Source organism: Phytoactinopolyspora halophila (genome assembly GCF_003287285.1).
Lineage (GTDB): Bacteria > Actinomycetota > Actinomycetes > Jiangellales > Jiangellaceae > Phytoactinopolyspora_A > Phytoactinopolyspora_A halophila.
This window is the reverse complement of record NZ_QMIG01000017.1, coordinates 37,864-59,130: the sequence shown is the minus strand read 5'-3', so window position 1 is coordinate 59,130 and position 21,267 is coordinate 37,864. Positions and strand designations below refer to the sequence as shown.

Annotated in this window: 10 protein-coding genes and 1 pseudogene; 9 read left to right on the top strand and 2 right to left on the bottom strand. The window is 54.9% G+C overall.

Annotation, left to right across the window (positions count from 1 at the left end; all coding sequences use genetic code 11):
* Positions 1–636: 636 nt before the first annotated feature.
* The 7 genes from DPM12_RS15185 (at position 637) to DPM12_RS15155 (ending at position 13,560) form a co-directional block, all read left to right on the top strand.
* Complete coding sequence (locus DPM12_RS15185; RefSeq protein WP_112259183.1) at positions 637–3,306, top strand: family 78 glycoside hydrolase catalytic domain; 2,670 nt, start codon at positions 637–639, stop codon at positions 3,304–3,306.
* A gap of 1,577 nt (positions 3,307–4,883) precedes the next feature.
* Entirely contained in the window at positions 4,884–6,509 is a 1,626-nt protein-coding gene (locus DPM12_RS15180) for an ABC transporter substrate-binding protein (protein WP_112259182.1), read from the top strand.
* 39 nt (positions 6,510–6,548) lie between these two features.
* Positions 6,549–7,574, top strand: coding sequence for an ABC transporter permease (locus DPM12_RS15175; protein ID WP_211659017.1), 1,026 nt, complete (start codon positions 6,549–6,551; stop codon positions 7,572–7,574).
* Positions 7,571–8,533, top strand: coding sequence for an oligopeptide ABC transporter permease (gene opp4C / locus DPM12_RS24320; RefSeq protein WP_112259180.1), 963 nt, complete (start codon positions 7,571–7,573; stop codon positions 8,531–8,533). The genes DPM12_RS15175 and opp4C overlap by 4 nt, the downstream gene beginning before the upstream one ends.
* Positions 8,530–9,582 carry an ABC transporter ATP-binding protein gene (locus DPM12_RS15165; RefSeq protein ID WP_170313706.1) on the top strand — a complete coding sequence of 351 codons (1,053 nt, stop codon included), beginning with the start codon at positions 8,530–8,532 and terminating at the stop codon, positions 9,580–9,582. The genes opp4C and DPM12_RS15165 overlap by 4 nt, the downstream gene beginning before the upstream one ends.
* A 37-nt stretch (positions 9,583–9,619) precedes the next feature.
* The gene (locus DPM12_RS15160; protein WP_211659016.1) at positions 9,620–10,648 is read left to right on the top strand and encodes an ABC transporter ATP-binding protein; all 1,029 of its coding nucleotides are present in this window, start codon (positions 9,620–9,622) and stop codon (positions 10,646–10,648) included.
* 1,544 nt (positions 10,649–12,192) lie between these two features.
* Complete coding sequence (locus DPM12_RS15155) at positions 12,193–13,560, top strand: glycosyltransferase (RefSeq protein ID WP_123788406.1); 1,368 nt, start codon at positions 12,193–12,195, stop codon at positions 13,558–13,560.
* Between the two features lie 745 nt (positions 13,561–14,305).
* Here the strand turns inward: DPM12_RS15155 and DPM12_RS15150 are convergent.
* On the bottom strand, positions 14,306–16,768 hold the full coding sequence (locus tag DPM12_RS15150; RefSeq protein WP_211659015.1) for a beta-glucosidase family protein: 2,463 nt from the start codon (positions 16,766–16,768) through the stop codon (positions 14,306–14,308).
* 1,012 nt (positions 16,769–17,780) lie between these two features.
* Here DPM12_RS15150 and DPM12_RS15145 point away from each other — a divergent pair.
* On the top strand, positions 17,781–18,896 hold the full coding sequence (locus DPM12_RS15145) for a polysaccharide pyruvyl transferase family protein (protein ID WP_158542910.1): 1,116 nt from the start codon (positions 17,781–17,783) through the stop codon (positions 18,894–18,896).
* A gap of 383 nt (positions 18,897–19,279) precedes the next feature.
* Positions 19,280–19,429 (top strand): hypothetical protein, encoded by a 150-nt coding sequence (locus DPM12_RS15140; RefSeq protein ID WP_158542909.1) that lies wholly within the window; start codon positions 19,280–19,282, stop codon positions 19,427–19,429.
* On the opposite strand, the pseudogene DPM12_RS15135 reads toward DPM12_RS15140, so the two are convergent.
* Positions 19,426–20,474: pseudogene (locus tag DPM12_RS15135) on the bottom strand (IS630 family transposase). The gene DPM12_RS15140 and the pseudogene DPM12_RS15135 sit on opposite strands and share 4 nt — an antisense overlap.
* Positions 20,475–21,267 lie beyond the last annotated feature (793 nt).

The following is a 21,267-nucleotide window of genomic DNA, read 5'->3' as shown; positions in this document are numbered from 1 at the left end:
GCCGTCGCGCGTCGTATATCGATGTATGACGTGTTTGTCGATATCGACGAGTGGAACGACGTCAACGAAAACGAGATGACGTCGATCTGGTTGTCGTTGATTGCTCGGCGAACTCAATGTGCAACCCACCCGCACACTGGGTCTTCAGCACCTCAAAAGCAATCGTTCTGTCAACTACCAATACAAAAGGTTCGCCATCTCATTTCTTAATGAGAAACAGCGGTTTCTTAAGCGAGAGACTACGGCTGGCTGACCGGCTCGTCAAGGGGGGTCGTGGCGATTGCTGACATTGAGTGACGCGTTCAGGGTTGGCGTGCATCCCGTCAGTGCTGGTCAGTGACTCACGGTAGGGGCCAGTCATCGATTCGGAATCGCCTTCCATCACGGGTGGCGCGGCCCGAATCGGTCGTTGATAACGGCGTGGTGGGGGCCAGTTTTCTGATGCGGTCAAGATGATCCACATTTCTCCGTCGATTCGCTTGACCCTCGGGATGGGGATTACTACCGTCTCATTCTACGACGAAAGCATTTCTTCAACGCGTACACGGTGAGTCTAGATCGAGTTGCCATACTGTGTCGCTCATGCCGATCCAGGCCGCTGGATGCGCACAACACAAGAGATAAGAAGGGGATTGCATGAACGCTCCGACGCATCTGCGGGTCGAGCATCTCGATCAACCCATAGGTCTCACGTGTCGCAACCCACGGTTGTCATGGCGACTTCCTGCCGACGCTCGCGAGCAGCTGGCCTACCAGGTGCGAGCCGGAGAATGGGATTCCGGCAAGGTGGAATCAAGCAGCTCTGTACTGGTGCCCTACAGGGGGAGGGCACTGGACTCGGCCGAGCGCGTTCACTGGACGGTGCGGGTCTGGACCGACGCCGGCGTGTCTGACTGGGCAGAGCCGTCGTGGTGGGAAACGGGCTTGCTGTCGCCTGAGGACTGGACAGCGAGGTGGATCGAACCCCTCGAAGACGACCACGTGCGTCACAGCACGCCCCGGCCGGCATACCTGTTCCGCCATGTCGTCACGCTCGAGGACACGATCGACAGTGCACGGCTGTACGTGACGGCGCATGGAATCTACGAAGTGTTCATCAACGGCGTCCGGGTGGGAGACGCCGAACTGACACCAGGATTCACAAGCTACCCGACCACCCTGCAGGTTCAGACGTACGACGTCACCGAGTTGCTGCTGCCAGGGGAGAATGCCATCGGCGCCATCGTCTCGGATGGTTGGTTCCGTGGCCAGAACGGTGGCCTGCGCCTGACGAATCTCTATGGCGACAGCATCGCCCTGCTCGCCCAGCTGAACGTGCACCACACCGACGGACTGGTCACGTCCGTCGGAACCGGCCCCGACTGGACATGTCGCACCGGCGAGATCAAGGCGGCCGACCTCATCCAGGGACAGGCCGTAGATCTGCGCAGACGCATCAACGGCTGGTGCACGCCCGGAGCGGCGCCAGAGGGCTGGTCACCTGTCGTGGTGGGTGAGTACGACCTCGAACGCCTGCGCGGGCCGTCTGCTCCACCGGTGCGGCGGGTCGAAGAGATACGTCCGGTAGAGATCACCGAACCGCGGCCCGGCGTGCGAGTCGTCGACCTGGGGCAGAACATCAATGGCTGGGTCCGGATGACGAACCTCGGACCGGCCGGGACAAGGCTCACCTTGACGTATGGCGAAGCGCTCGATGCGTACGGCGATGTCACACAAGAGAACATGCTGGTCGTCGGGATCGAGACCGACCCGACATTTGACGATCCGGAATTCGCCAACCTCTCCGCGCCGTTCCAGACGGACCAGGTGACATCTGCCGGTGAGCCGGGTGAAACGTTCGAGCCGCGACACACCACCCATGGGTTCCGCTACGTACGCGTCGAGGGCCATCAGGGGGAACTGACACCAGATGACGTGACAGGCGTCGTCGTCCATACGGACATGCGCCGTACCGGCTGGTTCGAATGCAGCGACGATCGCCTCAACCGGCTACACGAAGCCGCCGTGTGGAGCTTCCGTGGCAACGCATGTGACATCCCCACGGACTGCCCGACCCGGGAACGCGCCGGCTGGACGGGCGACTGGCAGATCTTCGTGGGAGCTGCCGCGTTCATCTACGACGTCGCGGGCTTCTCCACGAAGTGGCTGTACGATCTCGTGTCCGAGCAGCGCGGCGATGGCCGGGTCAGCAGCTGTGTGCCCGAAACGATCTCCAGTTGGTACGCGAACAAGCTGGGATTCGCCCACGGCAGTGCGGGGTGGGGGGACGCCGCCGTCGTCGTGCCGTGGGAAATCTATCGAGCGTATGGCGATGTGGGGATCCTGGCTGAACAGTATGACTCAATGATGGCCTGGGTCGACTACGGAGTACGCGCCGCCAACGAACGGCGTCACGAGGACCGGGTGGCCAAGCGCGTCACGCCGCTCGACCATGAGCGCTGGCTCTGGGACACCGGTTACCACTGGGGTGAGTGGCTCGAACCGGACACCTGGGATCCCGGCATCATGGCCAAGCTCGCCGACACCGATCATTCGGAGGTGGCCACTGCCTACCTGCACCGTTCGGCGCGTCTGCTGGCCGAAACCTCCTTGCTCCTGGACGAGTACGAGTATGCCGGCTGGTACGCGGGTGTTGCTGCCGCAACCAGGCTCGCCTGGCAGACCGAATTCATCGACGCCAGTGGCTCGCTCGTCGTGGACAGCCAGGCCAGCCACGTGCGTGCCCTCGCCTTCGATCTCGTGCCCGAAAAGCTTCGCGCGCAGACGGCCCGGCGGCTCGTAGACCTGATCCGCAAGTCCGGCACGCACCTGACGACGGGATTCCTGTCCACTCCCTACTTGCTGCCGGTACTGGCGGAAACCGGCTACCCCAACGTCGCCTACGAGCTGCTGTTCCAGAGCACGGAACCGTCCTGGCTGACCATGATCGACCGTGATGCCACCACTATCTGGGAAGACTGGGGTGGGGTCGATGAGAACGGCTACGCACTGCTGTCGCTCAACCACTACAGCAAGGGCGCCGTGATCTCGTTCCTGCACAGGTACGTTGGGGGCATCAAACTACTCGATGATGGCCCTGGCTATTGCCGTTTCGAGATTTCGCCGATGCCCGGTGGCGGGTTGACGTGGGCGAACACCCAACACGAAAGCCCTTACGGCCTTCTCCGGTCCGGATGGCAGATCGACGACGGAACGTTCGTCCTGGACATCACGGTGCCCCCGGGAACGAACGCCCGCGTGGTACTGCCAGACGGCCAGACATTCGAAGCCGAGCCAGGTCAGGCGCGCTATACCTGCGCCATCTAAGAGCTGGCGCCCCGTCAGCGCCAAAAGCCACGGCCCCGATTGCCGGTCCGCGTCGGCGATCGGGGCCGTGGTGAGGTCGGCGTGACGCACGATGACGCGGTGGGGAGCGGCAGTCCGTAGCCCTGTTGCGCACGTCGACCATTGACTCTCTAGAATGTGCCGGCATGGGGATTCACAAATTCGGCGGAAGATCGACGAGAAGGTCGCCGCGACACCATCAGACGAAGTGTTGTGTGGTGTGGCGTCGCAGATACCGCCCGATCAAGAGATCGGTTCGCTATTCACGCTGCGGACGCAGTTGAGTATTTCCCAGACCTCAAGGACACGAATGCGGGCGGGACGGCGGAATAGCCGTATCGATGGCTCGCGCACCGCAAAATGAACGGTCCGGGCCAATCATTAAAGGGATCGACCCGGACCGCTTCGGGTGGAAACTACTCTTACAAAAGTGGCCCTCTTTGGGCCGCAAGAGGAGTTCATCTCATCAAATTTGTCCGGAAGCGTGGCCATTTTGATGAGATCTGAGGTGCCGTTCGAATGAACACCTCATATCTACAAGCATATATGTTGTCTGCCATGTGTCAAGTGCTTGGGATCGCGAAAATATTTCTTGGAATTCCACCGAGATCCAAAGATATAAAAAATACGTAAAGCCTTGAATGATCGTGACCTGCCTCGAGTATTTCGAAGTCATTTTTGGATTAAAAATTACTACCTTTCTCTCATCTTCAAAGGGCTGCACCGCACGCACGCACAAGGTGTTCAAGCTATATTAGACAGCATCGTCTATTCCACCAATCAAACACAGCGGCACCGATCAAACTGGCCTGCGGCTGTTATGCACGAAAGACCGATTATATAGCCAAAATAAGTGTTGCATCGGCATCAAATCTCTGAGATATTGCCGTAGTTTCAGTTTGGGTATCGCAAGCGATCACAACCCGATGACGCGCCATTCGACTGAGCTGAAGTAATAATGCCAGATAAGGAAATGAACGTCACTTCTAGGCAGCTTGACCAGGATGCACGAAATTCCATAATAACCGTGTATCCTGCATATAGGCAGATCACTGTCACGGCCTGCATTATCGAGACCGCCCCAATTGTCCAGCACTCAAGCCTCGTAAGTTACGGAATATCAGATGTCGCGGAATGAGAAGCGATTGTTAAGATCACATATAGATCAATTCGGCAAAAACAAAAATAGCTGACAAATTTCACGCGAACATAGCCACCGTTTCATGCAGAACGAGCGGAGGGCGACATAAGTAGACGTAGCAGACATTCATCATGTCAGTCATGCAAATATTCCACCCTCTCATTACTACGAGGGCCTTGGGTGACGAAACAATCACAGCGAGCCAATATTGCGCGTCAACGATTGACACGGAATCAGCCAGTTTCTACTATGAATAAAATGTATATTTTGTTGAATAAAACCATCGTGGGCTGAGCCCAGTCGGGGCGAATATACAAAGGCTATAAGGAGCGGATGTATTACACGCTGAGTGAGCGGATAGCGCTCTAGCGGATACTCGACTTTAATCGTCTGCCCGCTAAGAAGGGAGCGTGACGGCATGAACCTCGGAGCCCTAGGCCTAGCACCCGCGGCGGTGTCTATCTTGATAATCGCCGCATGTAGTGGTCCTAATGACAATGATACAAGCGACGGAGGTGCAGAATCGGGGAGCGAGCAAACGCTGCAGTTAGGAAATCCGGACGAACCTCCCGATCTCTTGCCGTACGATTCGCACGGTGGTAAAGAACCGGTTTTTGCAGCGATACTCACGCCACTTATCTGGGTCGACTCGGCCGGCGAATGGCACTCCGAGCTCCTGGAATCATGGGAGGTGTCAGACGACGGTCTGACCGTAACCCTAGAGATGAATTCGGGCCTGGAATGGACCGACGGCACTGCGGTAACGTCAGCTGATGTCGCGCTTACGCTAGAACACAATTTAGATCCACAGGTCAGCGTACGAGCCGGATCACTGGCAGGTGTAGTAGGAGCAGAGGAATTCCTTAGCGGCGAGACGGAAGAGATAGCAGGTCTGACTACGCCAGATGAACATACGGTGGTAATCGAGCTTGAGAGCCCATCTGTATGGTTGCAAGATATGGCGAGGGAACGGATCTTTGTCGTTCCGGAGCACGTCCTTGGAGACGTGCCACACGACGATCTTAATGATCACGAATACTTTTCGAGCTTTCCTGTGTCAAATGGCCCGTATAAGTTCGTGGAATGGGAATCAGGTCAGCATATCGAACTTGAGCGCAGCGATCAGTGGTCCTTGGGAGAAGCAGGCTTTAGTCGCCTATTTATCAAATATCTACCGGGCGATGTTGCTAACGCCCAACTGGAAACCGGAGAGCTCCATTATTATGACAGGGTCGATCCTTCCGATGCGGACCGAATTGCGGAATTTGAGCACGTCGAGATTCAATCAACGACAGGAGTCTCGCAATCCCCTGTATGGGGGTTGATGTACAACGAGCCTCTGCTCGATGAACGAGTGCGTCAGGCCATGGCTCATGCAATAGACCGGAAAGGGATCTGCGAGGCCGCCTTTAATGGTTTCTGCACAGTTCCCGAAACCAATATTCCACACATCGCTCCGGAATGGGCACTTCCGGACTCTGGAATAACTGTGTATGACTATGATCCGGAGCGTGCGAAAGAGCTTCTTAAACAGGCTGATTGGAATTCGGAGAACGAACTCATATTTCTGAGTTGGAGCGAACCAGGGGGGCCGCGAGACCGGGCCCTGGAGATAGCGCAGGCTAACATGGCAGATGTGGGGATAAATTGGACGATTGAGAACGTCGACCTGCCGACTATGAATGAGCGAAATGAAGAATCACCGGAGTCATTTCATGGCTGGGAGGGTGCAGGCGGCAATTTCGCAGTTGATCCCAATTTCGTCCGAGAACTGACCGCCTGCGACAAGCACTTCCCAATGGGCGCGAATCGAGGACACTACTGTAATGAGGAATTAGATGATCTCTGGTCAGCCGGTTCGAGTGAAACTGATCAAGAAGAACGGGCCAGGATATATAAAGATGCCTTTCGTATTTTGAATGAAGACGTGCCCAATATCTGGATGATAATACCCGACAACATCGTGGCTCACGATGCGCGATTAGATGGTGTCAATCCGGAGACGCGGGTTCGCGAAATTGGAGATTGGTCCTGGGAGGAATAGGGCGAGAGCACATGAGGCAATAAGCTGACACCTTCCTGTGTGTTCGTCGAAGTATATGGAGGACACATAGGAAGGTGTAGCGATAGCGAAGAGGAGCAAGAATTGCTCAGCTATGTCGGACGACGCCTCCTCATTTCGGTGCCGGTCTTGTTCGGGATCTTGGGAATCTCGTTCATATTCGTTCAGATGTTACCTGGAGATCCGGTTAGGGCACTGATGAGTCCGGAGGAGCTGGCGACAGCATCTCCGGAGTATATTGAACAGCGTCGCTCAGAGTTGGGTCTAGATAAGCCCATATTTGTACAGTTCGCTGCATGGATAGGTGAGGTACTGCAAGGAAACCTCGGACATTCGTTCCGGCGAAATACTCCGGTAGCTGACATGATCTTCGAGCGAATTGGACCGACGGCAATATTGGCGATAACCGCGTTATCTATTGCTCTGATCATTGGCGTATTGTTGGGTACGTTTGCGGCGCTGAAGCAGAATTCGTGGTTTGATTATCTTTCAAGTGTGACGAGTATGATGGCGGTGTCAATTCCGAACTTCTTCTTAGGCCTCATGGCAATATATATATTCTCAATATCATTAGGAATATTCCCAACAGGTGGAATGCGTACGCTGGCTGCGAGTAATCCGTCGGCATTAGATCGTGTCCACCATTTGATCCTGCCGGCATTAGTGCTTGCAATCAATTTGATTGGACCGTATGTGCGGTATACGCGACAGAGTATGCTTGAGGTAATAAGACAGGACTACATAACTACTGCGAGAGCCAAAGGCGTGCCTTGGATGAAGGTGGTTTTTGGACACGGACTGAGAAATGCGCTTATTCCACTGACAACGGTGATTGCAATCCAAGTACCAATATTGCTGACAGGACTACTTGTGATTGAGACAATTTTCTCTTGGCCGGGGTTAGGACGACTGACATTTGAGTCCATCATGGGCAGAGATTATCCCGTTATAGTTGCGATCGTCTTTATAAGCGCAGTCTTTGTCGTGCTATTCAATCTTCTCGCTGACGTAACTGCGGCAGCGCTTGATCCGAGGATTCGACTATGAGTGAGAACGTGCAAACGGCCGTTCCGGTGGCAGGTAGGAGCGACGAAGAAGGCATAGGTCGGCGGCGGGAAAGGGAGGTGCAGAAAGGAGGAAACGGGCGGGCGGGACAGGCGCTATCGCCGTCTCGGCTCGCTATAAGGCGTTTCAGGCATCATCGCCTAGCGATGGCAAGCGTCTTGCTCCTGTCACTTCTGCTACTCCTAGCCGTCCTAGCTCCCCTTATCTCTCCGTATGATCCTAATGCTGTAAATACGGCGGCATATCGTGAGCCACCGAGTGGTGCTCATTGGTTGGGGACGGATTCGGCGGGAAGAGACGTCTTGAGCCGACTTTTGCACGGAGCACGAGTGTCACTGACCGTCGGAATTGCAGCGGCCGTTTCGGCGACGGGTCTAGGGACGTTGCTCGGACTGATCGCGGGAATTTTTCGCGGCTGGGTTGACGCGATTATTATGAGGGTCGTTGACGTATTTCTCTCGTTCCCGCCGCTGGTAGTGATCTTGCTGTTGGTGGCTATCCTGGGCCCAAGCGTAACGACGATAATAGTAGTGATTGCCGCATTCGAATGGCCGACTGCGTGTCGCATCGTGCGTCAGGTGTCGTTGTCGGTTCGTGAGATGGACTACGTCCTCTCGGCGCGTGCGATGGGTTCCGGTAGTTTGGCGATTGTACGTCGGCACATGATTGGGCCAGTTTTGCCTCCATTGACCGTGGTGGCAACCCTGCTTAGCGCGAATGCCATCTTACTTGAAGCGGCCCTATCGTTTTTAGGACTCGGAGTGGAACGGCCAAATGCTACATGGGGTGGCATGCTGCAGGCGGCACAGTCGATGACAATACTTCAGGAGATGCCGTGGCTTTGGCTGCCGCCAGGGGTAGCAATAGCTGCGACAGTTTTGTCGATAAATTTCATGGGGGATGGCTTACGTGATGCATTCGACCCGAGGCAGCGACTATGAATGAGATGGCGGAAGCGAGAGAAAAGAGGGGTGCCGAAAGAGAACCTCTATTGTCCGTGAGAGATCTATCAGTGTCGTTGAGGTCGGATGAAGGGTTAGTTCAAGCGGTAAGGAACATTGGCTGGGATATCTACGATGGAGAAGTCCTAGCTATTGTGGGTGAATCGGGTTCTGGCAAGAGTGTGAGTGTCAATACGCTTCTTGGTCTGATGCGGCAAGACGTTGCCATTGTGAACAGCGGTCATGCGGAGTTCGGTGGTCGAGATTTGCTGAATCTTGGCGAACGTGAACTTCGAGAGGTGCGCGGTAAAGATATTTCGGTAATATTTCAAGATCCTATGGCATCATTTAATCCGGTGAAGACGATTGGGGATCAAATTTCAGAAGCTATACGCGTGCATGACGAGCGGGCGACGCGGCGGTGGGCATGGTCGCGGTCTATTACCCTGCTATCCATGGTTGGGGTGCCAAATCCGGAACTCCGGTGCAAGCAGTATCCGCACCAGTATTCGGGCGGAATGCGTCAGCGCGCGATGATCGCGATGGCAATGGCGAATAGGCCGAGATTGCTCATTGCGGACGAGCCGACGACAGCGCTGGACATGACGATACAGGCTCAGATTATTGACGTGTTGCGTCTAGTGCAAAAAGAAACGGGGGGAGCAATCGTTTTAATTACACATGACCTAGGTCTTGTGGCAGAACTTGCAGATAGAGTCTTGGTCATGTATGCGGGGAAAATTGTGGAGTCTGCGGGTGTTGTTGAATTGTTTGCCAGTCCCCGCCATCCTTATACACGTGCCCTCCTTGAGAGTTTGCCCAGGATCGGTGATCAAAGCGATGAGTTGAGATCGATCAGTGGGCAGATGCCCAGCTTGGTGGAGCTGCCAGAAGGATGTGCGTTTCATCCACGCTGTTCGCTTTCACACGATAGACAGTTGTGCCGAGAGCTAGAACCGCCGTTGCAGGAAACAAATAGCGGGAGCGAACGACTATCGGCGTGCCATTTCTCAAGGGAGTTGGATGAACTCGACATCTTTGATAGGTGATTAGTGCTGACTGGTGCTGGTGGCTGGGGTGAAGCTTATGATGGAGCTCATTGAGACAGATTCAATTTCTCCGAGTCCCGATCGTCAAAAACTGTTGCGCGTCGAGGGACTATCCGTTGAGTATCCGATACTTTCAAGTGTTCTGCGGCGAAAATTGGGTACAGTTTCTGCGGTGCATGACGTGAGTTTCGACCTTTTGGCCGGTGAGGCGTTGGGTCTTGTGGGTGAATCGGGTTGCGGAAAGTCGACGACCGGCATGGCGATACTTGGGCTTATTCAGCCAAGTAAGGGTCGAATTATCTTCGATGGCAATGACGTTACTCAATTGAGTAAGAGGGATATTCGAAAACTTCGCCGAGAGATGCAGATCGTCCTGCAAGATCCCTTCTCGTCTTTAAATCCTCGAATGACGGTCCGTGCAATTGTGGCGGAACCTCTCCAGGTGCATGGTGCTTATGGTGCTCGCGAAAGAGCGGAGAGGGTGGATGAACTTCTGGCGCTTGTGGGGTTGGAACCGGAACACGGCCGGAGATATCCACATGAATTTTCGGGAGGACAGAGACAAAGAATATGTATTGCCAGGGCTTTGGCACTGAACCCGCGGCTGTTGGTATTGGACGAGCCGTTGTCTGCTCTGGATGTATCTATCCAGGCACAAGTGATTGAGCTACTCGAGAGTTTGCGGAAACAATTATCGCTGTCCTATTTACTTATTTCGCATGATCTTTCGGTCGTGCGACATGTATGCGATCGTGTGGCGGTCATGTATTTCGGTGAACTTGTGGAGATAGGTGCGCCTCGTGATATCTATGAGAATCCGTCACATCCATATACAGAGGCCTTGTTGTCGGCGGTTCCGGTGAGCGATCCGAGAGACCGGGAAGCAAAACAACGGGTGGTTCTCGAAGGTGGTGCGGATGATGTGAGGGCAGATGAGATCGGATGCTCATTTCGGGGTCGTTGCTGGAAGGCGGCGGAGGTGTGTGAAAATGAGACGCCGGAACTGGCAGACCGAGCTGGCGTTGGTCACGAGTCGGCGTGTCACTTCCCCGGTAGAAGTCGTTGAATGGTGAGGGCGGAGCGATGTGCGGGGACCAAGGAGATGAGGAGAGACGAGACAGGCCCTTTGTGGCGGAGTCCAGAGACGGACGACGTGATTTGCGCCTGACGGTCTTCTGAAACTTCTTTGGTGCCGGGCGGACCCTAACAGGGCCACCTTTTTATGTGCGGCGACGATCTGGAGGATTGCACGGGGAACGACGATCTCTCATCTCGCGCCACACGCATCTCGCGCCACACGCGCGTTCATCGGGAAGCTCATTCAACCACTTATGGGTAGCGTGGGACCCGATCCTATCGGGGCAAGTCACACAGACCACTATTGCACCATGCGACCAGTTTGCGTGAAGTCTCCATCCCGGCGTCCAACCTGTTCATTCGCACCGTCGTCAAACCCGTTCGACCGATTCCTGCAAGATCGATAGCTTCCGCAACGGCGTTGGTCAGGATCTCGAAATTCCCATCATCGTGTCGAATTCAGCTTCCCAAGCCTTGCGCCAGTCTCCGCCTGATCGAAACTGGTCACGCCGTCCTCCCCGCTGTGTGGAGAAACCGATCGCGCACATGTTCGTCGATCAGCACCTCCAGCACACTCCGGAGAATTTTCCACTGCGCCAGCCGGTCCACCGGTGTCTAGGTATCTCGGCCCGCCCGGCCGGACATGCAGTAATGTTCGCAGTCGAAGCGCGAAGGGTTGACGGCCTCAGAAGTCGACCGGCTCGGACGGTTGGTAGGCAGAGTTGCACTGAGGCTGCGCGGGTGCCGGCGCGGTGACGGACAGGGTTGGTTCCGTCCCTTCAGCTTCGAACTCGTCCACTTGTTCGCACCTACCCCTCTCATCGTTAGCTGAACGAGGCGTTGGCTCGTTCCAGCGGGGTACTCACGATTACCGCCCCTGGAGCGAGCACAGGTCCTACCTCGTCAACTAAATTCATCGCAATCAAAGGCAACTTTTACGAGCCAAGAGACGATAATTCGTCCACACCTTACCGGCTATTCTTGAAAGAACTCATCCAAGGGTCAATTCTCGATCGCCGTCAGCTGCTCTCAGTCGTAGTAAAGCGCAAATTACGAGCGAACTACGAGGGCGGCGTGTGTCGAAACGGTACATCTCCCCAGGGCCAGTATAGTGTCATGGCGAGATGCCCGTCAGCCCCAGAATGAGCCGTTAGAAGTGCTGGGTATTTCGCCAGTCTACCTAGTTTCGCTCTTCATCTATACTATTATCTCCGTCGGATTGCTGGAGTAATGTAATATTGCGGGCGCGGAAATAGCCCCCTTTTGAAAGTATTCGCCGTCCTGAGATATTTGATTACACGAGCCAATTGCGTTCTTTTCGCCTAGCCACTCATCGCTTACATAAGGAGTTATGACTACAGCTTCCCAGCTTTTTGCAATGGGACGGCCGGAAAGGCATGTTGATTTCAATGTGTGCAGGAACTCAACGAATAGGTAGTGAATAAATTTGCGAACTCAATACTCTGTAATTCACTCCGCCAAGCGTTAGATTTGATTAGTTCTATCAAGCGCATTATGTAAAGTCTTCAGGCATTGAGTGAGTTCTGTTTTGACTTAACCATATTAGAAAGTGCCGCTTGTGCGCGGGCGATTGGATATCGGGAAGGAAAAGCGAAAATGAAGGTTTTGCTCCTGACCAACGGAACGCGGGGCGATATACAACCCTTTGTCGCGCTCGCGATCGAACTTGTAAGGGCTGGTCATGAAGTCACGCTTGCTTTGCCTGATGCATTGTCCCCTCTTGCGGAAGCGTACAATATTCGTACCAAGCCACTGAATAACAAGCTCAATCGATTGTTGACAGGTTCGGAATATCGAGCCCTGGTATGGGATGCTGACAGGCATACTCTGACGCGCCTAAAGCGAACTATTCGGCTATTCGGGGAAGACGCTTCCTCGATGGTGGGTGGCCTCGAGAATATCTCAGCTGCGGCTGATGAAGGAGCAGATGTTATCGTCCATCACGCGACTCTTCCAGCTCATCACGTAGCTGAAAAGTTGGCCGTGCCGGCGGTGCCTGTGTGCTTGCATCCTTCTTGGGTTCCAACTAGCTCTTTTGCTCATCCAGCCTTCCGATTCGGCTCATCTCGCGTGATCAATCGCGCGTCCTATTCGATCACCAAGGCGTTTCCGACAAATTTGGTGATGAATGCACTCCTCCGGAGAGCTATCGACAGGTGGCGTCAAGAGACCTTGGGATTGGACTTGCGACGAAACCGCCACGATATTCTGCGACGACCTGATGGAGGACCTGTAACAGTATTGCAAGCATTTAGCCCAGTTGTTTTGCCCAGTCCGTTGGATTACCCCAGTTGGGTCCATACAACGGGCTTTTGGCGTCTGCCAAACAGCCACGAATTCGAACCAAATCAGGACTTGAGAGATTTTCTGGCGTCTGGTGATTCTCCCGTATACGTGGGATTCGGCAGCATGGTTGGATCGAATCCTGAGCATACTACCCGTATTGTGGCCGAGGCACTCAAACGGGTTGATGTTCGCGCCATTGTTGCGACTGGCTGGGGGGCCATTGAACCAGAAGCTTTTGGTGAGAAAGTCTTATGTATAAATGAGACTCAACACGACTGGCTATTTCCGCGCACGAGAGCAATTGTGCATCATGGAGGTGCAGGCACCATGAGCATAGCGCTTGCGTCGGGTCGTCCACAGGTCCTGTGCCCTTTCATTGTCGATCAACCGTTCAACGCGCGGCGTCTCTATGAGATTGGAGTTGCAAGTGCTCCACAACCACAAAGACGACTCACATCTGAAGACCTGGCCCAGGCTATTAATCGGGCTGTGACGGACCGTGTCATGTCATATCGGGCCGAACAACTTGGTGCTAGGGTCCGTGCAGAGAATGGGACGGCTTGTGCAGTGAAGATTCTTGAATCACTAGTATGATCCTAGACGAGTATTCGACATGTAATGTGGCCTTTTCGCGGAACGGGGAAGATAGGTATGAGTGATTTCGTCACATCTATATCTCGGAGCCGTATGTAAGTTCTCTTACGCCGAATTTCTTAGGTTCATTTTTGCCGTTTTGTGTTCTTAATGCGGCCTAAGGATCGCTTTGGGCCGGCGTCTCTATTGGCTACCGACGGAGAAGAGGCGCAGCCTTCTGGGCGGGGTAAAGATGAGCGTCGCGGCAGGGGAGCGAGATCTGAATGGCGCTACCGATTCCTCGGGAACCGTTGTCGGCGAATCCGAATAGGTTGCGAGCGGCCGAAAGAGTGGACGACCTCGCGGGCGCGGGCGGCGATAAGGTTCGGTATGGCTCCAGCCGGCGCTGGCGGAGTCGTGAAGGCGAAGGCCGATCAGCCTGGGACCGGCGGTAGGTTCATGCTGAGCAGGTGACGGTTGTTTGAGCGGGATGGTATGTGGTCGACGATCGGATCGGGTAGCCAGGAAGGTGCTGTTCGGGGTTACGCACACAGTTCTGTTGGGAGCGTTATATGCCATGGCGGACAGTCAGCGGGCAGATGTGAAGCATGTGTAGCTCCCGGTACGACCGTGGATCTCGGTCAACCGCAGCCATGCAGGAGCTCCGCCTGTTGGTGATTGACGTAGCTCGAATTCCCACCACGACTAGCACAATGAGATTCAACGGGGCCCATGGCCTTTGTCAGCTTCGATGTGAAACGCCGGCTCAAGGAACTACCTTGCTGTCAAATGTTATCTCCGTGTGGAGACGCAGATCGACGGCGGATCGGCCGCCAAGTACCGTGAATGTGCCTGGCTCAATCTCCCAGCGGCGGGACATGGGAGACCAGTGTTCGAAGACCCGGGCTTCAAGCTCCACCGCTACTTCGACCATTTCGCCAGGTTGTGCCACGACCGGTGCGAAACCGGCCAGCCAGATGCGTGGTCGCTGGTATGCAGAGTCCGTTCTCTGGAGGTATACCTGCACCACTTCTCGTCCGGTTCGTCTGCCGGTATTGGAAACTTGAATATGCACCCACGTTGCTTGCCCAATGTCAAGTTTCTCGGCAGTTTCGATCGATAAGTATTCCCATGTCGTATATCCTAACCCGTGTCCGAAAGGATACGCAGGCTGCTCTCTTACTGTAATTGGGGTACGATAGCCAATATGTATGCCCTCAGTATAGTTTAGACGGCCATCTTGAGGGCAAGTTTGCGGCAAGATCGACTCGTCTTGGTAGTTCCACCATGTAGTTGGTAGCCGACCGTTGGGTTCCCGGGCACCAAAGAGTACGTCGGCAAGTGCATTTCCGAACTCTTGTCCCGGGAACCAGCTGATGAGGACTGAGGCAACGTCAAGGTGCCATGGCATGAGAATTGGCGCACCGGAATTGACCACAACGACTGTGCGAGGGTTTGCTGCCGCGACGGCATACACAAGATCGTCCTGGCGACCAGGAAGCGAGAGAGTCGTACGATCGGCTCCTTCGCTCTCGTCTGACGCCGTGGTACCAACGACGACGATGGCGGCGTCAGCCATCTGAGCAAGGCGTGCTGAGGATGCAATAGATTCGTCGTCCGGCCATGTCGGTTCCTTGAGGGCGATGATAATCTCAGCGATTTGGCCGGTAGTGGGAACCTCGTACTTCACTGTTATATCGACTTGCTGATCCTGGTTAAGCATCAACTCGCCATCAAGGTAGGTGGGGGCTTCAGCCGCGAAGTCATCTCGTGGCTTAGCGAAATCGTCGATTAACACTTCTCCTGAAGCTTCGACCACATAGTGTCCCCTTCCGGCAACGCCGAGCGTGTGTTTGCCATTACCAGGTGCGCGAAAGCGGGCACGTGCTTCAATGGTTTTTACGTCGGAAAGTTCGGCCAATGTCCATATGAGGGTCGTCGCACGGCGGTTCTCAACGTCGACCACAGTGCCAGAGGCGTCAAGGAACTGGACCTGGAAACCATGCTCTCCGGTGTGGAGATTCACGAACGCCTCTGTTGGAGCGGGTCGTAGAGTCCCTCCGACGTCAACTCCCTTATGATGGGCTACTTCAACACATTGTCCGACCGCTGCTCGTATACCTTCCAGTGCCGAGATTGAATAGGTAGGCGTAACTCCGGCACTTCCTCCACCTTGTATTTGTGATCTCTCAGCATTCGGCCCGATTACCGCTATTCGACGTAAGTCATTCGCGTCTAATGGCAACAGCTCATCAGGGTTGTGAATTAAGACCATCGAGCTAGCTGCGGCTTCTCGTAGGAGTCCGCCCGAATCGGCGACGTTAGGAAACGCCAAAACGGCCCGTTCTACACCTTCGACAGCCCCCACCCGACAGGCCAGTCGCAAGATTCGACGTACCTTGTCGTCGATTGCAGCTTCGGGAACTCGCTCTTCCTTCACGGCAGTGACGAGCGGTTGGCCCCATTCAGCAGAAGGTCCTGGCATGGCGAGGTCCGTACCGGCCCTGCCGGCGGTTTCAGTGGACCGTACAGCTGTCCAGTCTGAAACGACCACACCATCAAAACCCCACTCGCCCTTCAAGGGATCGGACAGCAGTGGGCTCTCCGTCATCGTGTAGCCGTTAACGCTATTGTAGGCCGCCATCAGCATCCAAGCGCCTGCGGATACCACGTATTCGAACGGCTTAAGGTACAGTTCGCGTAGTGTGCATTCATCTACCTGAACATCCACCGTGAATCGGTCAGTCTCGGAATCGTTTGCGACGTAGTGTTTGGGGGCAGAGCTGATGCCAAAAGACTGTAACGTTCGAACATAGACAACTGCCATACGAGCTGTAAGTAACGGGTCTTCGGAGAAGCACTCGAAATGTCGCCCGCTGAGCGGGCTTCGGTGAATGTTAATCGTGGGGCCAAGCACGGCCCGTGCTCCCTTCCGTAGCGCTTCCGTGGCAACGAGCTCGGTGAGGCGAGCCATTAGATCCTCATCCCATGTCGCGGCTAGGGCCGATGGGCAAGGAAGGCAAACGGAAGGATCTCGCTCGTCGAAAGGCCGTTCTCCACGTACGCCTGACGGGCCGTCGGATAGTACGATCGGACGTAGCCCAATCTGGGCCTCGCCGCAGGTCCTCCACAGGCCAGAGCCACTCACGAGCCGAACTTTTTGTTCCAGGTCCAGTTGGGACAGTAGGTGTTCAATATGATCATGAATTCCGGCTTCGCTGTAGCTCATAGTTCGGACTCCTTACCTAAGGTTGGATTACTCCGAGATAATTTGAGTGGCGAAATACGTTTTCGGTATCCATCCTGAGTTACGCCTACTTAGGCAAGTTGGACGGTGAAACGTTAGAAGAATTACGAAATAGTCGACAGCCACTAGCACGGGCGAAGAGTCTAAGCCGCGGTCAAGTACGCATCGTACGGTGGGACGAGACGGATTCCATATTTGAAAGTTGAAGCTTTCGAAAATGGACAACTTTTCGACTTTAGAAAATAGTAAAGATAATCGTTAATATATAAACTTAATAAGGCGGGAACGCTATTTAGTTGAGATTAGCTTATCGTGCCTATTCTGATGCGATTTGGGTAAGACCATAGTTCCTTGTTCAAAGATCATGTGTAGAAATATTGTTGAGTATGCCATGCATATCGTCAAGCCTTTGTCTCGAAGAATTTCGGCTGCGCAATCTACGATACCTCAATAGTAAGGCATGTGCTAGATCGTCAGCATAGATTGTGATTGGCTTACGTCTCGAGTCGATCTTATTCGCCGGTTGCACATGGCGTTTAGGTTAACGGCATGTGCAATTTGTGGGAGAGGATGGGGCGCGAGCCAGTACAACTGGGCGTCGTGGAAGGAATAGTGCAGCGTGGCGTTGACCGTGAGCTCGATTCCGCCGAAGACGGCCCTCTGGCGTACCTGACATGTTGCCTGCAACAGTACGAGGCATGTGTAGATGATCAGATTACATCGGAGCAATGTATAAAGATCGTGGGCGGATGAATGAGACGAATCCGCGACCAGAAGTTTTAAGCGAGACATTAGTGCATCGGTTTATGTAATAGCTATCAGGGTGGCAGCGCGATATCCGGCAATTTGGGTAATGGATTCCGATCTGAAAGTAACCTCATTTGAATTACTTTACGTTCTTGGTACTCAATATGAGCGTCTTCTCAACTTGTGCTGGCGCGGGTGTGCGCTAGGCGAATGTACCAGATAGTTCATGTTGGAAGGAGATAGTGAAATGAAGATCGGAATTCTCACCCTTCCTTTGCATACTAACTATGGAGGGATAATTCAGGTTTATGCACTGCAAGAATTTCTACGACGGAGGGGGCATGATGTGTGGATAATTAACCGAGATCATTGGATTAGGGAGCAAAATTTGCCTTCAACTGATTCAGAAGAATCGAGCAATGGAAGAAGGTATGCGTCGGTCATCGAGTCGAGTGCTAGCGCGGAAGACAAATGGATAAATACTAAACTATTTATCGATCAGCATATTGGCCAACATATTTCTTCTTCGAATATGGCAGAGCTCCATCAGAATGACTTGGAGGCGATAGTTGTAGGAAGCGATCAGATATGGCGACCTGAGTACGTGCGGCATGCACTGCGGACTTCGATGGCGAATGTTTTTTTGCACTTTGCAGAAGATTGGACGGTTAGGCGGTTGGCATATGCGGCTTCATTTGGGACGGATCGATGGGAGCTCTGTAGAGAGGAGACCGAGGTATGCTCGAGGCTGGCGAAGCGGTTTGACGCCGTGTCAGTTAGGGAGGCCAGCGCTGTATTCTTTTGCCGAGAGTACCTGGGTGTTAACGCCGAACAGGTGTTAGATCCAACGATGTTGCTCGATTGTTCCGACTACGAGGAGTTGCTTGATGATTTCGGTAAGGAGGAAGCTAATTCGAGTGTTTTTAGTTATATGCTTGATGTGACAGACGACAAGATGGATGCCGTTGGGAGGATTTCGAATTTCATAGATTTTGGAGTAGTAGATACCGGTCGGGCAGGAGACGAAGGCGGGTCATATTCAGAAGTTGAAATTTCGTCTGTAGAATCGTGGCTACGGAGTTTTCGAGATGCTCGGTACGTCGTGACGGATTCGTTTCATGGCTGCGTATTCTCAATTTTATTTGGCAAAGAATTTTTCATATATGGAAATTCGGAAAGGGGCATTGAGCGATTCCGCTCACTGCTTGAGATACTCGGATTGAGATCTCGAATGATCTTGTCGGCGGACGAGATAACCGAGGAACGTTTGGAAGAGAAGATAGATTGGAGTCATGTATCAAGGAGACTAGAAAAAGAGAAGTTTCGTTCAATTAATTTTTTGGAAACAAGTCTGAGTGAATAGATTTGAACGAACGGGAGTCTCGACGACGTTGAGTCACGACAAATGCAGATGTCCGGATTGTAGAAATATTGCAGTGGGTTACGGGTTGGGAGATGCGGACTTAGTGCGTTGTCGTGATATGAAGTATATGATCTTGTACCAACAAGGACAATTCGATGGCGATCGCACGCGATTGATTTCTTACGCCTGAAATGAGTTTGATGAACGTAAGTTCTCTCACGGTGGAGCCTTGCGGGCTTGAGAGGCCCAAAACTGCAGGTGAGCGGCGTCGAGCGTGGGGGAACCGATGTCTATGGCGTAGGCCCTTGACCGCTCCGGCCGGTGCTGGCGATGGTGCCAGGCATGGCGAGTTCTGCATCGAGGGCTACGTCCGCCATGGAACTGTGAGTCTATTTGCCAGGTTCAACGTCTCCGACGGCCTCGTCGCCGAGCTGCGTCGCTGCGACCGCGCCGCGGAGTGCAGGAGTGTCCTGGTCGGCATCGACATGGCGACACCGAATGGGCTGGACAACGCTCTGGTCCGCGACAACTAGTGGTTCGTCTTTGAAGTCTTCTGAGGGTTGGCCTTGGCGAGGATTTGTTCGGCGGTCTTGGTCCAGATGAAGGGGTGGGATCGGTTGTTCCAGCCGTCGATGAAGACGCGGATCTTGGTGTTGAGGTCTTTGACGGAGGTGAACACGCCGCGGCGGATGGGCTTGGCGCTCGATGAGGCCGAACCAGACCTCGACGAGGTTCATCCAGGAGGCGTGAGTCGGGGGGTGAAGTGGACGTGTATGCGCGGGTTCGCCTCCAGCCAGGCGCGCATTTCGGGTGTCTTGTGCGCTGCGTAGTTGTCCATCACCAGGTGCAGCTCGCCAGTGGGGTAGGCGCGGGCGACCTGCTTGCAGAACGCGAGGAACTCCTGGCGGCGGTGCCGCGGCTTGAGCGTGGCGGTGACCTGCCCGGTCGCGATGTCCAGCGCGGCGAACAGAGTCGAGGTGCCGTGTCGGACGGAGTCATGCGAACGCCGCTCGACCCGTCCCGGTTGCATCGGCAGAACCGGCTGGCTGCGATCCAGCGCCTGGATCTGCGACGTCTCGTCCACACACAGCACGACCGCGTTCTGCGGCGGGGCCAGGTACAGCCCGACCACATCGGTGACCTTGCCCACCAGCTCGGGATCGGTGGAGAACCGGAACGACTCGGCCCGCCACGGCTGGATCCCGTAGGACCGCCACGCGCGCGCCACCGTGGCCGGGCTGACCTTTAACCTCGCCGCGAGCAGTCGCGAAGACCAGTGTGTGACCCCGACCTTCTTCGGCGGAGGCGTCAGTGTCGCGGTCACGATCGCCCGGTGATCCACGCTGCGCGCACGCCCCGAGCGAGCGGCGTCGCCGAGGCCCGCCAGGCCCGATCTCTGATACCGGCCCCGCCAGGTGAGCACCGTCGGCACCGACACGCCCACGCTCGTCGCGATCCGCTCGTTAGCCACACCGTCGGCAGCCATCAACACAATCCGCGCCCCCGCACCAGCCCCGCCGGCGCGGTCGACACGCGCGTCCACCGCTGCAGCTCGGCACGGTCACGATCACGCAGCATCAACGCCGGGGCAGCACGATTCGCCAAGCTGCATGGTTTCAAACACCAACCCTAAGGCCATTTACGACACGCGACACTAGGCCATGCAGAAGACTCTAATGGCGCGGCAGTGGCTAGCCGGGCGCCCTAACTTACACCTCCTTCACCCCACTCAACCAGGTTGAGTGCTGGTCCGCCTGGCTTACCGCCCAGCCTGCTCGCCGCGGCGTGCACGGGAGCGTGGCGGCACTGGAGAACGAGGAGGGCGTGGATCGAGCGGTGGAAGACATGCCCGTCGGTTCGGCTGATGCAAGACGTCCGAAGAGATCTTCGATTCCCTTGCCCAAATATCTAATAGATCTCAGGCGCAGAACAACAGGACGCCGAGGATAGCGTTGTTCGGCTGGTGATGGAGCGCCCTGGTGACGGCTCCTCGGAGTGGGAGACCACCAAGGCCATTTCCGCTTGATTAGAGAGGCCAGGCATACACTAATGTGTGCCTCAGTCCGAGGTCGATGCCGGCAGCGCGTCGACGTGCCTACTGCGGGGCGCGGGAGGTCCGGGAGCTGGGCAGGGCAAAGGGCCGAGCTTTTCGAGTTTCCCGGTCGAGATATCGGACGTGAATGCAAACTCAGCAGACGGTGGGCGTCGGCGCGAGAGCATGAGCAGGTCCTTCTATGTTGGGAGCAAGTGTTGAGACCTTTGGATTAGGTTGTCCAGGTAAGCTTCGGCTTGGGCCTCTTTGTTATCGTGGCGATGAGTTTGCCATTCTTAATGTCCGTTCCGCTACGAATGAGAACGACTAGATTGGGAG

What these genes read in the sequence shown, in the direction of transcription:
- DPM12_RS15185 (WP_112259183.1), top strand. Translation starts at nt 637, where the DNA reads ATGAACGCTCCGACGCATCTGCGGGTCGAGCATCTCGATCAACCCATA.
- DPM12_RS15180 (WP_112259182.1), top strand. Translation starts at nt 4,884, where the DNA reads ATGAACCTCGGAGCCCTAGGCCTAGCACCCGCGGCGGTGTCTATCTTG.
- opp4C (WP_112259180.1), top strand. Translation starts at nt 7,571, where the DNA reads ATGAGTGAGAACGTGCAAACGGCCGTTCCGGTGGCAGGTAGGAGCGAC.
- DPM12_RS15165 (WP_170313706.1), top strand. Translation starts at nt 8,530, where the DNA reads ATGAATGAGATGGCGGAAGCGAGAGAAAAGAGGGGTGCCGAAAGAGAA.
- DPM12_RS15160 (WP_211659016.1), top strand. Translation starts at nt 9,620, where the DNA reads ATGATGGAGCTCATTGAGACAGATTCAATTTCTCCGAGTCCCGATCGT.
- DPM12_RS15150 (WP_211659015.1), bottom strand. Translation starts at nt 16,768, where the DNA reads ATGAGCTACAGCGAAGCCGGAATTCATGATCATATTGAACACCTACTG.
- DPM12_RS15145 (WP_158542910.1), top strand. Translation starts at nt 17,781, where the DNA reads ATGAAGATCGGAATTCTCACCCTTCCTTTGCATACTAACTATGGAGGG.